12 protein-coding genes are annotated in these 14,053 nt (G+C 49.3%); 3 read left to right on the forward strand and 9 right to left on the reverse strand.

The genetic code is table 11. From position 1 onward, the window contains the following. Positions 1-8: 8 nt before the first annotated feature. Positions 9-1,352 (reverse strand): S1C family serine protease, encoded by a 1,344-nt coding sequence (locus C6P39_RS05610; protein WP_187144051.1) that lies wholly within the window; start codon positions 1,350-1,352, stop codon positions 9-11. Between the two features lie 535 nt (positions 1,353-1,887). On the opposite strand from C6P39_RS05610, the gene C6P39_RS05615 reads away from it, so the two are divergent. Genes C6P39_RS05615 through C6P39_RS05625 form a run of 3 tightly spaced genes read left to right on the forward strand, consistent with a single transcriptional unit; the run spans position 1,888 to position 6,406 of the window. Then, the gene (locus C6P39_RS05615; RefSeq protein WP_104805862.1) at positions 1,888-4,266 is read left to right on the forward strand and encodes an endonuclease MutS2; all 2,379 of its coding nucleotides are present in this window, start codon (positions 1,888-1,890) and stop codon (positions 4,264-4,266) included. A gap of 17 nt (positions 4,267-4,283) precedes the next feature. Beyond that, entirely contained in the window at positions 4,284-4,988 is a 705-nt protein-coding gene (locus tag C6P39_RS05620) for a response regulator transcription factor (RefSeq protein ID WP_018592951.1), read from the forward strand. Further along, positions 4,985-6,406 carry a sensor histidine kinase gene (locus C6P39_RS05625; RefSeq protein WP_095175424.1) on the forward strand — a complete coding sequence of 474 codons (1,422 nt, stop codon included), beginning with the start codon at positions 4,985-4,987 and terminating at the stop codon, positions 6,404-6,406. The genes C6P39_RS05620 and C6P39_RS05625 overlap by 4 nt, the downstream gene beginning before the upstream one ends. Before the next feature lie 67 nt (positions 6,407-6,473). On the opposite strand, the gene trmL is transcribed toward C6P39_RS05625, so the two are convergent. The 8 genes from trmL to C6P39_RS05665 all read right to left on the reverse strand — a co-directional run bounded on the left by trmL (position 6,474) and on the right by C6P39_RS05665 (position 14,051). After that, positions 6,474-6,974, reverse strand: coding sequence for a tRNA (uridine(34)/cytosine(34)/5-carboxymethylaminomethyluridine(34)-2'-O)-methyltransferase TrmL (gene trmL, locus C6P39_RS05630; protein WP_104803110.1), 501 nt, complete (start codon positions 6,972-6,974; stop codon positions 6,474-6,476). Positions 6,975-7,027: 53 nt separating this feature from the next. Then, complete coding sequence (locus C6P39_RS05635; protein WP_095175426.1) at positions 7,028-8,017, reverse strand: AIR synthase family protein; 990 nt, start codon at positions 8,015-8,017, stop codon at positions 7,028-7,030. A 136-nt stretch (positions 8,018-8,153) separates the two neighbouring features. Next, positions 8,154-8,864 carry a 3'-5' exonuclease gene (locus C6P39_RS05640; RefSeq protein WP_104803111.1) on the reverse strand — a complete coding sequence of 237 codons (711 nt, stop codon included), beginning with the start codon at positions 8,862-8,864 and terminating at the stop codon, positions 8,154-8,156. A 133-nt stretch (positions 8,865-8,997) separates the two neighbouring features. Beyond that, positions 8,998-9,648, reverse strand: a complete 651-nt coding sequence (gene nth, locus C6P39_RS05645; protein WP_095175673.1) for an endonuclease III — start codon at positions 9,646-9,648, stop codon at positions 8,998-9,000. A gap of 78 nt (positions 9,649-9,726) precedes the next feature. Continuing rightward, positions 9,727-11,505, reverse strand: coding sequence for a B12-binding domain-containing radical SAM protein (locus C6P39_RS05650; protein ID WP_104803112.1), 1,779 nt, complete (start codon positions 11,503-11,505; stop codon positions 9,727-9,729). Then, positions 11,502-11,669 (reverse strand): FeoB-associated Cys-rich membrane protein, encoded by a 168-nt coding sequence (locus C6P39_RS05655; protein WP_095175429.1) that lies wholly within the window; start codon positions 11,667-11,669, stop codon positions 11,502-11,504. The genes C6P39_RS05650 and C6P39_RS05655 overlap by 4 nt, the downstream gene beginning before the upstream one ends. 169 nt (positions 11,670-11,838) lie before the next feature. After that, on the reverse strand, positions 11,839-13,827 hold the full coding sequence (gene feoB, locus C6P39_RS05660) for a ferrous iron transport protein B (protein WP_104803113.1): 1,989 nt from the start codon (positions 13,825-13,827) through the stop codon (positions 11,839-11,841). Continuing rightward, the gene (locus C6P39_RS05665; protein ID WP_095175431.1) at positions 13,824-14,051 is read right to left on the reverse strand and encodes a FeoA family protein; all 228 of its coding nucleotides are present in this window, start codon (positions 14,049-14,051) and stop codon (positions 13,824-13,826) included. Before C6P39_RS05665 ends, feoB begins: the two co-directional genes overlap by 4 nt. Between the last annotated feature and the right edge of the window lie 2 nt (positions 14,052-14,053).

Genomic DNA, 14,053 nt, shown 5'->3' on the forward strand with positions numbered 1-14,053 from the left:
CTTTCTTTTTATAATGCCCCCAGAGTCACTTCAAAAGTGACCTCCACATAGCCTTCTGTTCCCTGGCGCATTGCCTTGACTTCTATGACAGATCCGGCTTTGCAGGACTTAAGCTGCTGCTGATAGCCTTTTACTGTCTCCACCTTTTCTTTGTTGACCTCCACGATCACATCCGCATTCCGGATATCGGCCTGCATAGCCGGTGAATCCACCTCCACGCCTTCCACAAAGACGCCTTTGGGAATGCCTTTCTTCTCGGAAATCTCTGTGGTGATGGTCTGGCCTGTGATTCCCATATAGATAATATCCTTATTGTTGGACAGATTTTCGATCAGATCCTTCGTCTGGGAAATGGACAAACCGGTAATGATATTTTTTGTATCAGCCTTGGCAAAGGACTGGGCAATCACACCCACAACCTCTCCTTTGAGATTGACCAGAATACCGCTTCCGTCTCCGCTCCCCACAATATCCGTCGTGAGGATACCGTACTCCGCATCCACTTTTGACACAGAATTGGTGGTAGAAGTCACCACTCCATAAGCTATAGAATCACTATACCCCATCGGGCTTCCAATTGCAATAACAGGTTCACCCTGATTTAATCCGTAGGAATTTCCCAGAGGTGCGGTTATGATTCTTTCCTTTGTCTCCGCCGGGATATCGGTCACGGGAACCTTCAGGATAGTAAAACCTGTATTCTTATCCGCCTTTTGGAATCTGGCATCCACCATGCTTCCGTCACAAAATACCACTTGGATCCGGTCCACATTCTCCACGATCCTATACTCTGTGAGTATAAACATCTCCTGCCCGTTATCTGCCACGATCAGACCTGATATCTGGTTCTCATAAGGCGTTTGAAACCAGTCCTCGTCCTTTTTGCTGCCGATCACAGTCACCATGGCTTTCTTAGGTTCCTCCGCCTGCTTCAGGATCTCCGTATACAGGTTCTCGTAATCATCCAGCGTGATTTCCCTGGGTTCCGCCTGGGCTGTCTGGCTGTCCTCCCCGGTATTGTCCCCTGTCTGCGGTTCTTCCTGCCCGTTGTCTTCTGAAGACTGCTCCTCCTGTGTCCCGGGTTCTTCATCCCCAGGAATATTTACATAAGGAACCTCTTTGCGCTGCATGTTTTTCTCTATCTTGGGTTCCACATAAGCAAATGTCAGCGCAGCCACAAGTCCGAAAAGAACGCCACCGGCTGCAAGAAAGCCGGCGTGCCTGGCCAGCTTTTTTTTATCAATAGGGCGCTCTTTGATTGTCTCTTTCAGAAACTCATAATTATCTGTTATACTGTCCTGTTCCTGCTTTTCGTCCTCGTGCCTTAAATCTTCTTTTTTTTCATCATCCATAACACATCTCCTGCCGCTCTGTAAAAGATGCAATAATTTGTAACTATACAGCAGGTCTGCGCATTTACTGCGCTGACCGTAAGAAAACGTTCAACAGCCAGGCAAAAATCCCATCGCCATAGGCGATTCTGCATGGATTTTTGCTTGTAACTGTGAAGGTACTGAACAGTTACAATAACTTTTAACTATTTTATCAGACAGATATGAACAATTTGTGAAGAAGGAGAAAATTATTTCTCCTACTCATAAAATGCACCTTTCCTTTCCGGCAATTTTGCGTTAGAATAAGAATATCTGTGTTACTATTCACGGCTGTTGTCCCGCGAGGCGTTTTTATGCGCTTGCGCATGAAAATCCCGAGGCAGCCAGCGCGATATGGGGCAGCATGCTCCATATCTGTGCATCGCGAAGCGTGTTACTGTTTACAGAACTGCGTTTTTTGCAGGGCTGTGAATAGTAACATATCTGTATCATGGCCATAGTATGCCATCACAGAACCGGACATATCAATGATATACTGAAAAAGGTGAAATTTATGAATGAAAAAGCATTAAAAACTCTTGAGTATCACAAAATCATAGAACAACTGGAGAGCTTTGCCACATGTTCCATGGGAAAGGCCCTGTGCCGGGAACTGGCTCCGCTGGATGAGATCGGAAAAATTGAAGTGATGCAGCAGGAAACTGCAGATGCCCTGGCCCGGGTCTATCAGAAGGGCAGCCTGTCTTTCGGCGGGGTAAAGGACGTTCGCGGCTCCTTAAAGCGCCTGGAAGTGGGAAGTACCCTGGGCGCCGGTGAACTGCTGGCTGTCTGCTCCCTGCTGGAAAATACAAACCGGGCAAAAGCGTACTCCAGAAAGGAAAACGAGGATGACCGTACAGACTCCCTGGACAGCATGTTTGAGGTACTTCAACCCCTGACTCCCCTGTCTGCAGAGATAAGGCGCTGTATCCTCTCCGAGGAGGAGATCGCCGACGACGCAAGCCCGGGACTCCGCCAGGTACGGCGCTCCATGAAAAACGCCAACGACAAGATACACAGCCAGCTTACTTCCATTGTGAACGGCGGCTCCCGCTCTTATCTGCAGGATGCGGTGATCACCATGCGGAATGGCCGCTACTGTATCCCTGTAAAAGCAGAGCACAAAGGCCAGGTACCCGGTATGATCCATGACCAGTCCTCCACCGGCTCCACTATTTTTGTAGAACCGATGGCTGTAGTAAAATTAAACAATGACCTGCGGGAACTGGAGATCGAGGAGCAGCAGGAAATAGAGATCGTGCTGTCAAACTTAAGCGAATTAGCTGCCGAAAATCTGGAACTTATCGGTGACAACCTGAAAATCATGGTAGAACTGGATTTCATCTTTGCCCGCGCCCTGCTGGCGAAATCCCAGAACGCCTCAGAACCTGTCTTCAACCGGGATGGGATCATTGACATAAAAAAAGCCCGCCATCCGCTAATTGAAAAGCACCAGGTAGTACCCATTGACGTGCGCCTGGGCGAATCCTTTGACCTGCTGGTAGTCACAGGCCCCAACACAGGCGGCAAGACCGTATCTTTAAAAACAGTTGGGCTTTTGACCCTCATGGGACAGTCCGGCCTTCACATACCGGCCTTTGACAACTCCCGCCTCAGCGTTTTTAAGGAAGTCTACGCAGATATCGGCGATGAGCAGAGCATTGAACAAAGCCTCAGTACCTTCTCCTCCCACATGACCAATGTGGTACGTTTCATTGAAAAAGCGGACAAAGATTCCCTGGTGCTCTTTGACGAGCTGGGTGCCGGAACAGACCCCACAGAGGGTGCTGCTCTGGCAATCGCCATCCTCTCCTCCCTGCATGAGCGGGGTGTGCGTGTTATGGCAACTACCCATTACAGTGAACTGAAGGTCTATGCCCTCTCCACCCCCGGTGTTGAGAACGCATCCTGTGAATTTGACGTGGAGACCCTGCGTCCCACATACCGTCTGCTCATAGGTATTCCCGGAAAGAGTAATGCCTTTGCCATCTCCGGCAAGCTTGGGCTGCCGGAACATATTATTGACCGCGCCAAAGAGCAGATCAGCCAGGAGGATGAATCCTTTGAAGATGTACTGACCAGCCTGGAGCAGAGCCGCATAACAATTGAAACGGAACGGGAGGAGATCGCTTCCTACAAAGAAGAGATCAAAGCCCTGAAGGCACAGCTTGAAGAAAAACAGGACAAACTGGAACAGCGTAAAGAACGGATCCTTGCCCAGGCCAACGAGGAAGCACACCGTGTACTGCGGGAGGCCAAGGAGTACGCAGACCAGACCATGAAAGTATTCAACAAGGCCGGTAAAGAAACCCTCTCCGCCAAAGAACTGGAGCAGAGACGTTCCGAACTGCGCAAAAAAATGGATTCCGCAGGCAAAAAGGTTGCCCTTAAAACACCTCCTAAAAAAACATCCACACTCCGCCCCCAGGATTTATCTTTGGGCGACTCCATCAAGGTACTGAGTATGAATGTAAAAGGGACCGTAAGCTCCAAACCCGATGCCAAAGGAATGCTCTTTGTACAAATGGGCATCCTGCGCTCCAAGGTACACATTTCGGACCTGCAGCTTCTGGATGAACCGGTCATCACAGGCCCGGCACTTTCCAAAACAGGGGCCGGCAAGATAAAAATGAACAAATCCGCCTCTGTCAGCACAGAGATCAATCTGCTGGGCAAAACCGTGGATGAGGCGGTGGCAGAGCTGGACAAATACCTGGATGACGCATATCTGGCGCACTTAAACAGTGTCCGCGTAGTCCATGGAAAGGGCACAGGCGCCCTGAGAAAGGGAATCCACAATTACTTAAAACGCCTGAAATATGTAAAAGACTATCATCTGGCTGAATTCGGCGAAGGGGATGCCGGAGTCACCATAGTAGAATTCAAGAAATAAACCATAGGGGGTATATAATGGCTGCGAAACAGAAAATACTGATCGTTGATGATGACAACAACATAGCAGAGCTTATCTCTCTGTACCTCACCAAAGAATGCTTTGACACCATGATCGTCAATGACGGGGAGGAGGCTCTGAAGGCCTTCGCCTCCTTTGGCCCCAACCTCATTTTACTGGATCTGATGCTGCCGGGTATGGACGGCTATCAGGTCTGCAGGGAGATCCGCCACAAATCCAATGTTCCCATCATCATGCTCTCCGCCAAAGGGGAGATTTTTGACAAGGTGCTGGGACTGGAGCTGGGCGCGGATGATTATATGATCAAGCCTTTTGACTCTAAGGAACTGGTGGCAAGAGTGAAAGCCGTCCTCCGCCGCTACCAGCCCACCGTGGCTCCCGGAAACCAGCCTTCAGGAAAATACGTGGAATATCCGGACCTGGCCATCAATCTGACCAACTATTCTGTTGTGTACTACGGAAAACAGGTGGATATGCCGCCAAAGGAACTGGAGCTTCTCTACTTTCTGGCTGCTTCCCCCAATCAGGTCTTCACAAGGGAACAGCTTTTGGACCACATCTGGGGATATGAATATATCGGTGACACAAGGACCGTGGACGTACATATCAAACGTCTGAGAGAAAAAATAAAGGACCACCCCGCCTGGTCGATCAGCACCGTATGGGGTATTGGCTATAAATTCGAGGTCAAAAACGGATGAAAAAATCGCTTTATATCAAGTTTGTGGCCTTCTTCCTGATCCTGGGGTTTATGGGATTCTTCGCAGTTTCCATGATAGGCCCCTCCATGGTGGAAAGCCACCTGGAAGATGTCTACAGCGGAGATTTATACCGGGAAGCTGCCTCCATAGCGGAAAACAGAGCCTCCAAATATTATCAGGAACAGGCCTCCCTGGACAGTGTGGCCATGAATCTGAAAACCCTGTCCATCTATCAGGATGCGGAGATCTGGCTCATCAGTCCCAAGGGTGAGATTCTTCTGAATACCTCCGATGATTTTTCCGCGGAGGAGAAAAAGATCATAGAGCATTTTAACCCCGGACATTCCAGCGGCTCCTATTACCAGATTGGCAGCTTTTACAGCCAGTTTGAGGAGGACCATCTCAGCGTCATGGTGCCTGTCACCTGGAAAATGTCCATTCAGGGCTATGTTGCCATGCATCTGCCCATGTCCATTCTGCAGGAGCAGGAAAATGATGTCATGAATATTATTTACATTCTGATCCTGATCATTTTTCTGGTCATGCTTTTAATGCTGGCTGTATTTTCCTTCATGGTCTATCGTCCCCTGAAGAAGATCATTGCGGGAGCGGACCAGTTCGCCTCAGGTAACCTGAAACACAATATCCCGGTTTACACCAGGGATGAGATGGGCTATCTTGCCCTGACTCTGAATTATATGTCTGATGAGCTTGACAAGACAGGAGAATACCAGCGGAAATTCGTCTCCAATGTTTCCCATGACTTCCGCTCCCCTCTGACTTCCATCAAAGGCTATACAGAGGCCATCCTGGACGGCACGATCCCCCCTGAACTGCAGACCAAGTATCTGAACATTGTGGTGTACGAGACAGACCGCCTCTACAAATTGACCCAGAGTCTTCTCACCCTGAATGACATGGATGAAAAGGGCAGGATGCTGGACTATACGAACTTTGATATCAACAATACCATCAAGACCACTGCTGCCGCCTTTGAGGGCACCTGCCGGGAAAAACGCATTTCCATTGAACTGCTGCTCACAGGCCAGACCCTGTATGTTTCCGCAGACATGGGCAAGATCCAGCAGGTCCTTTATAACCTCATTGACAATGCCATCAAATTCAGTCCCGCAGATTCCGTCATCAAGGTGGAGACCACCATAAAACATGAGACTGTATTTGTCTCCGTAAAGGACTCGGGCTGCGGTATCCCCAAGAGCAGCCTTCCGAAAATCTGGGACCGCTTCTACAAAACCGACCCCTCAAGAGGCAAGGACAGAAAAGGCACCGGACTTGGACTTTCTATTGTCAAGGAGATCATCAATTCTCATAACCAGCATATCAATGTCATAAGCACAGAGGGCGTGGGAACGGAATTTATCTTCACGCTTTCTAAAGGCACCGAAAACAAAAACTAAAAACAACAGGCAGCCAAATACAGTGGATCATACTGATTTTGGCTGCCTGTTATTTTTGTGCCTTCTATTAATTCCAATCGTATTTCGTCAGATGTCCCTCCATCTGCATATGGTCAAAATGATTCTGCCGCAGCGCCTCATAGAGTACGATAGCCACGGAATTAGCCAGATTCAGAGAACGGATATTTCCGATCATAGGGATACGGATGGCTGTCTCCTGGTTTTCCAGAAGGATCTCCTCAGGAATCCCGGCACTCTCTTTGCCGAACATAATGTAACAGTCCTCCTCATACCGGACATCCACATAAGTCTGAGGGCCTTTTGTTGTTGCCATATATATTTTCGCCCCCGGATTGCGCTCCAGAAAATCCTCATAATTAATGTAGGTGGTCACATCCAGGTCCTTCCAGTAGTCCATCCCTGCGCGTTTGATCGCCTTTTCATTCAGCATGAAGCCCAAAGGCTCGATCAAATGCAGTCTGGTGCCTGTGGCCACACAGGTTCTCCCGATATTTCCTGTATTTGCCGGAATCTCCGGCTCGAAAAGTACAATGTTAAGTTTTGCCATAATTGCTTCGCCTCTTTTTCCGCCCGGACGCTTTCCGGTCCGCCTGCGGATCTTTATCCAAGATATATTTTATAAAGCTCGTCACTCTGGGGTTTATCCAGATATCTGGTATCCTCACCATTTCTCAGGATCCTGTCATTGCTGTCCGTGACTTTTCCCACCACTGCCGCATGAATGCCCGCCTGCCCCAGCTTTCTGACCAGACCAAAACCGTCATCCGTGGTTATGAGCATAGAGCCGCTGGACATGAGGATATAAGGGTTCAGCCCCAGCACCTCACACACCTCCACCGTCTCCTGCCGAATGGGTATCTTCTTCAGATCAATATCAAGACCCGTGCCGGAACCGCTTCCCATCTCCCAGAGCGCACCGAACACACCGCCCTCCGTAATGTCATGCATGGCAGAAACACCCCAGGCTTTTGCCACTCTGGCCTCGGGTACCACGGAGAGATACTGGTCAAACCTTTTCGCCGTCTCCACAAAAGAAGGGGCAAAACGCTCCAGCAGAGTTTCCTCTTTCTCTTTGGCAGCAATGGAAGTGCCTTCCAGTCCGATCCATTTTGTTATGACAACATCCTGGCCGGGCTTTGCCGCAGAGGTGGTCAAAACTTCTTCTTTTGGAATCCTGCCCACACCTGTTATGGAAATGAGAGGCTGCTTCACCACATCTGTGATCTCCGTGTGCCCTCCCATAACCTCAATATTCAACTGTTCACAGGCTGCCTCCAGCCCCCGCATCATCTCTTTTAGCTGTGCTTCCTCTGTCTCCGGTGTCAAAAGTATCGTCACCATGATCCCCAGAGGCTCTGCCCCGGAAGCAGCCAGGTCATTGGCTGTGATATGCACACTGTGGCTTCCGATATCCTTCACGGTCCCGGTGATGGGGTCAGAGGAGAATACCAGCACATCTCCTTTTGCCGGCTCCAAAACCGCACAGTCCTGTCCCACTGCCGGTCCGACCAGGACCTCCGGCCTTCTATGCTGTACTTCTTTTAAAACGGAACGGATCAGCACCGGTTCCGGTAATTTTCCTATCTTCATGTTCCCTGTCCTCTCTGTCTGTCAGTTTAAAAAGGACAATGCCATGGGAAGGACCATAGCCAGGACCAGAATCCCTGCCACAATACCTGCAACCACGCGTTTCACTTTTTTATTGTTCATATTCATCATTGTCATTTCACCTCTTAATCTTTCCATAAGACCCTAGGATCGTATCTATCAGTCTGGAGGCTTCATTTTTAGTCAGGCTCTCCACATCCATGCTAAGCTCTATTCTATGATATTTTACTAATTCCTGCAAGTGGCGTTTTTGTGCCTGTGTGGCAGGTCCCTGCTTTTTTACTCTGTAATTCAGTTTTTTGGGTGTAAACAGCTCTGCATTGTCTTCACCGTACTCACGTTTCAGCCTTTGATACAGAAGGTGTGTTGTCAGTGCATCGTCCAGTGCCCTGTGGGCATTCTCCTGGGGGATCCCATAGTGTAAGCGGAGGCTCTGCAGGCTGCGGCTCGGAAGGTCTGCAAGCAGCGCTCTGGAAATTTTCAGAGTATCCATTCCCTCCGCCTCAAAAGTGAGGCCGCTGTTGACTGCACTGTGCTTTACAAACCTGTAGTCAAACATAATATTATGGCCCAGAAGCGGCAGATCACCGCAGAACGCAACAAGACCTGCCACCACATCTTTTATTTCCGGCATCCCCGCCACCATATCCTGGGTGATTCCCGTCAGTTCTGTGACCTTTTCCGGAATCTCCATCCTTGGATCAATGAGTGTGCTGCATCTTTCCTCCACAATTCCATTCACCACCCTGACAGTGCCTATTTCCAGGATCCTGTCTGATTTTGGTGACAATCCCGTAGTCTCCAGGTCCAGAGCTATATATGCATCCATATCCTTAATTCCCCTGTAACTGCTCGGTAAGTGTCCGTACCGTTGCTGTTCACATGTAACAGTTCAGACAAACTGAACCGTTACGTTCAGATGCCTTCACCCAGTGAACAGTAACTCCGGGCCTGCTGATCCGTTACTTTTTCCTTTTCTTTTTTTGTCGTTCTTTATACTCTTTACAGTAATCTGTCAAAAAACATTCCTCACATTTCGGACTTCTGGCAAAGCAGATCTGCCGTCCAAAGGTGATGATCTGTATATTATAGAGGATCCAGTGTTCCTTTGGCAGAACCTTCATAAGATCCATCTCAATCTTTTCAGGGTCCTCCTCTTTTGTGAATCCCAGGCGTTTGGAGATCCGCTTTACATGGGTATCCACCACAACACTGGGCTCATGAAAAATATTTCCCCGGATGACATTGGCAGTCTTACGCCCCACGCCCGGAAGCAGTGTCAGCTCCTCCAGGGTGCTCGGCACCTCACCGCCGTATTTTTCACAGACCATCTGCGCACATCCTATAATATTCTTTGCCTTGTTGTGATAGAATCCCGTGGGCTTAATATCCTGCTCCAGCTCCTTTAAATCCGCATGGGCAAATGCCTGCATATCCGGGTACTTTTTAAATAAATCCTTTGTCACTATATTAACCCTGGCATCTGTACACTGGGCGCTTAACATGGTAGCGATCAGAAGCTGGCCCGGATTTTCATGGTTCAGATAACATTTATATTCTGTTGTATAGACTTCATCCAGTTTATCAAGTATCTCTTTTGTCCTTTTTGTCATGGTCATCTCCTTTATTTTTATAATCCGTTTCCCGGCAAAACATTTACCGCTGCTGTCCATGCCTGGCCCGGTTCCCATCTACAGCTGCAGGTCAGCCGCGTACATGGCGGCATCATAAGTCAGCGGGTTCCGCTTCCGGTAATCAAAAAGCACCGGAAACTCCCCTCTTGCAGGCAATGCATGTTGGCCATCCGCTGTTCGCACAATGCCGGCACGCTTCTCACTAACGCGCATTATATCGTAGTGGAAAACTTCCAGATGGGTCATTTTCATGGTCTGTCTGGCCTGATATCCTTTGTAGTCCCCAAGGAGAACCGGGGCTTCCTCCTCTTTTTTGTAGAACTCCATTACTTTTTTCTTATAGGGTGCCATGTCACATGCCCAGGCAGGCCTGGTCTTCAGGTTTTCCCTGGCATACAGGTCAAACAGCATCAGTTCCCGGAAATACGCCATATCCGCCTGCTGCCTCTCCTCCAGATATTCCAGAAGGATTTCATACCTCCGGATACGCGTGTGGGAGATCCCCCGGTATCCCTTTTCATCATAAAACGCTGCCAGAGCCTCATACATGGAAAAGGCATCTGCAAACAGCTCTTCCATAGCTGTCACTGTGCGGATAAACTGGCTGCTGTTATAATAAACCTCCACCATCTCCTCCACACCTTTTAATTTCAAAATATCCCCATAGGAAATCCAGTCGGTCCTCAGGACTTCATAGGGTTCTGTCTCCTGATAGACACATCCGTACGCCTCTGCCCTCTCATACATATAAGAACCTTTTAATACCTTCAGAAACCCAAGCTGAAGCTGCTGGGGCCTGAGGCTGTAAACCTGATCAAAGGAATGGCAGAAGCTTTTGTAATCCTCAAAAGGAAGTCCCGCGATCAGATCCAGATGCTGATGCACATTCTGCCCCTTCTGCACTTTCTTTACGGTCTCCTCAATTTTATCAAAACTGGTCTTTCTCCGTATTTCCCGGATGGTCTTTTCATTGGTGGACTGCACCCCGATTTCAAGCTGGATCAGCCCCGGCCGCATGGTAGCGATCAGACTGATCTCTTCCTCTGTCAATAAATCAGCGGCAATCTCAAAATGAAAGTTCGTTACCCCGTTGTCATGGTCCCTGAGATATGTCCAGACAGCCATGGCGTGTTCTTTTTTGCAGTTGAATGTGCGGTCCACAAATTTCACCTGGGGCACCCTTTGATCCAGAAAAAACTGCAGTTCATCAAGCACCAGGTCCAGGCTGCGGAACCGCAGTTTTTTGTCAATGGAGGACAGGCAGTAGCTGCAGGAAAAAGGACAGCCACGGCTGCTCTCATAGTAGATGATCTTATGAGAGAACAAGGACATATCCCCATAGGGAAATACCAGTTTGTCCATATCCATGATGGGCCTTTGGCCTGTCTTTATCATGTCTTCGCCCTGTCTGAAAACGATCCCCTGAATGTCTTCCAAGCTCCCTGTCTGCTGCACATAATGGGAGGCCAGTTCCAGGAAAGTCTCCTCCCCCTCCCCGCACATAACACCGCAGGCCCAAGGACAGCCCTTTAAAAACGTCTCCGCATCAAAAGAAACCTCCGGTCCACCCACCCAGATATCCGTATCCGGCAGAATCTTTTTCACATCCCCCATAAGCTCTTTTACATAGGAAATATTCCAGATATAGCAGGATACACAAAGTACATCCGGCTTCTGCCTGTATACTCCCCGCAGGATCTCATCCTTCTGCTGATTAATGGTATACTCTGCAATATCTGCCCGGATCCCATGCCCGGCCGCATAAGACTGCAGGCTGTATACCGCCAGATTAGAATGTATATATTTGGCATTCACTGCCATAAGCATGATCTTCATGACTCATCCACCTTCTTTTTCTGCCCCCCGCAGCCTCTGCCGCAGTCCGCACAGCTGCCGCTGCAGCTGCAGAATTTTCCTTTTTTTATATCTTTCACCTTTTTTCGGATCACAAACCCGGCATAGGCTGCCACCGCAGCAGCAAGTATAATGGTAACTGCCATATTCCCTCCTATTCAAAGGAGGTGCCGCACCCAAAAGCTCCCTGCGAAGCCCGATACAGCACCCCCACTATAATTGATTCTTACACGATTGTCACAGGTACGCCATCCGGCCAGAAACCATAGCTGCAGCACCGCTGCTATGGTTTCTGACCGACGGCATACCAGGAGACTACAGGAACAGACTTCCCACCTGGAAGACCAGCACAGATGCCGCGTATGCCAGTATGAGCTGGAACAACACCATTTTTAAAGTCCAGGCCCAGGACCTTGTTTCCCTCTTGATAGTGGCCAGTGTTGCCACACACGGTGTATACAGCAGACAGAATACCATCAGGGAGTAGGCATTCAGTGCACCGAATCCCACAGTACCCAGTGAAGCGCTGAGCACTGCCATCCCCTGCACGGAGTTTACATTGTTCACACCGTAGAGCACGGAAAAACTGGATATTACTACCTCTTTGGCAGACAGACCGGAGATCAGCGCCACCACGATCTGCCATGTGCCCAGCCCTGCCGGAACCAGCAGCGGTGCCAGCACTTTTCCGATCTTCGCGCCGAAGCTCTGTGTCACATCCGCAGTCATGCCATGGATACCGTAATTCAGGATAAACCAGATAACAATGGAGGCAACAAAAATGGTTGTACCTGCTTTTGTCAGATAATCCTTCACCTTTTCCCACACATATATGCGGATCGTCCTGGCATTCGGCACTTTATAATCAGGAAGTTCGATCAGAAGGGTTGCTTTCTCTTCACTCTTCCACACTTTTCCTATCACCAGCGCTATGGCTATTGCCATGAGAAGACCCAGCGCATAGAGGGAAAAAGCAGCGATCATGGCATACTTTCCGAAGAACATATCCGCAAACAGAACGTAAATGGGCAGCCTTGCCGAACAGGACATAAACGGTGTCAGGAGTATGGTCTTCTTCCTGTCCTCCTGGTTTTCCAGCGTCCGGGATGCCATGACGGCAGGAACCGTACACCCAAATCCCAGCACCATGGGAAGAAATGCCTTGCCAGAGAGTCCCACCCTTCCCATGATCCCATCCATAACATAGGCCACACGCGCCATATAGCCGCTGTCCTCCAAAAAGGCCAGAGCCAGAAACAGGATAAAGATGTTAGGCAGAAAGGTCAGGATACCACCCACACCGGTCATGATCCCGTCCACGATCAGGGAGACAAGCCAGTCCGCGGTACCCAGATTTTCCAGGGTGTTCCTTGCCACGGTAAAAGCCAGATCCATCCAGGATTCAAACAATCCTTTGACGGCATCCCCCACCGTAAAGGTAAGAAAAAACACCATCGCCATAATCCCCAGGAAAACCGGAACGCCCCAGACGGGATGGGTCAAAACCCTGTCCGCTTTCTCTGTCAGGGATTCCCTGTTTCCCTTATAGAAAACACACTCTTCCAGAACTGACTCTATATATTCATATTTCTGATTGATGATCTGTTTTTCATAATCCTTGTCCATCAGGTCAGACACATCAAGGGGATGCTCCTTGAATATCTGCTCATCATTTTCCAGGATCTTTATACTGTGCCAGCGGATATTTTCACTGTCAGGATGTTCCGCTTTAATACGCTTGGACACTTCCAGGATCTTTCTCTCAATATCCGGACTGTAAGTGACAACCGGATCAGCCACAGGCTCCTCATAATGATGCTTGACTGCGTGCAGAAGTACATCCAGGCCGCTCCTCTTTCTGGCAGACACAGGCACCACCGGAATATTGCCCAGCATTTCCGGAAGTCTGTGAAGGTCCAGCTCCATTCCCCGCTCCTCCACAATATCCATCATGTTAAGAGCCAGGATGACCGGTTTCCCCAGCTCCAGAAGCTGCAGCGTCAGATACAGATTCCTTTCCAGAGCGGAGGCATCCACAACATTTACGATCACATCCACCTCACCGCCCAGAATAACCTTCCGGGATACCATCTCCTCCATGGAGTAGGAGGTGAGACTGTAAATGCCGGGCAGGTCGATCAGCCTCATCTTCTGCCCTTTATAGGATGTCTCCCCCTCTTTTTTCTCAACCGTGACACCCGGCCAGTTGGCAACCTTCAGGTTTGCCCCTGTATATGCGTTAAACAAAGTGGTCTTGCCGCAGTTTGGATTGCCTGCAAAGCCTACGCGAATTTCCTCTTTCATCCTCCAAGCTCCTCCACTTCTATTCCCTCCGCGATCTCATTGCCAAGCGCCCATCTGGTCCCTCTCACCTTGATAATGGTGGAACCATTGTTCTTTCTGTTCAGGACCACTACCTTTGTCCCCTCCAGAATCCCCAGAGCCTCCAGGCGCCGCTGGATCTTTTCCTGCTCCTGAACGCTGGTTATGCGGTAATTCTGCAATATTTCCGCCTGATTCAGCTTCATCT

Source organism: Blautia marasmi (assembly GCF_900258535.1).
Lineage (GTDB): Bacteria > Bacillota > Clostridia > Lachnospirales > Lachnospiraceae > Blautia > Blautia hominis.

Excerpts from the sequence above, each read along its gene's own strand:
- C6P39_RS05610 (WP_187144051.1), bottom strand. The coding sequence starts at position 1,352 with ATGGATGATGAAAAAAAAGAAGATTTAAGGCACGAGGACGAAAAGCAG.
- C6P39_RS05615 (WP_104805862.1), top strand. The coding sequence starts at position 1,888 with ATGAATGAAAAAGCATTAAAAACTCTTGAGTATCACAAAATCATAGAA.
- C6P39_RS05620 (WP_018592951.1), top strand. The coding sequence starts at position 4,284 with ATGGCTGCGAAACAGAAAATACTGATCGTTGATGATGACAACAACATA.
- C6P39_RS05625 (WP_095175424.1), top strand. The coding sequence starts at position 4,985 with ATGAAAAAATCGCTTTATATCAAGTTTGTGGCCTTCTTCCTGATCCTG.
- trmL (WP_104803110.1), bottom strand. The coding sequence starts at position 6,974 with ATGGCAAAACTTAACATTGTACTTTTCGAGCCGGAGATTCCGGCAAAT.
- C6P39_RS05635 (WP_095175426.1), bottom strand. The coding sequence starts at position 8,017 with ATGAAGATAGGAAAATTACCGGAACCGGTGCTGATCCGTTCCGTTTTA.
- C6P39_RS05640 (WP_104803111.1), bottom strand. The coding sequence starts at position 8,864 with ATGGATGCATATATAGCTCTGGACCTGGAGACTACGGGATTGTCACCA.
- nth (WP_095175673.1), bottom strand. The coding sequence starts at position 9,648 with ATGACAAAAAGGACAAAAGAGATACTTGATAAACTGGATGAAGTCTAT.
- C6P39_RS05650 (WP_104803112.1), bottom strand. The coding sequence starts at position 11,505 with ATGAAGATCATGCTTATGGCAGTGAATGCCAAATATATACATTCTAAT.
- C6P39_RS05655 (WP_095175429.1), bottom strand. The coding sequence starts at position 11,669 with ATGGCAGTTACCATTATACTTGCTGCTGCGGTGGCAGCCTATGCCGGG.
- feoB (WP_104803113.1), bottom strand. The coding sequence starts at position 13,827 with ATGAAAGAGGAAATTCGCGTAGGCTTTGCAGGCAATCCAAACTGCGGC.
- C6P39_RS05665 (WP_095175431.1), bottom strand. The coding sequence starts at position 14,051 with ATGAAGCTGAATCAGGCGGAAATATTGCAGAATTACCGCATAACCAGC.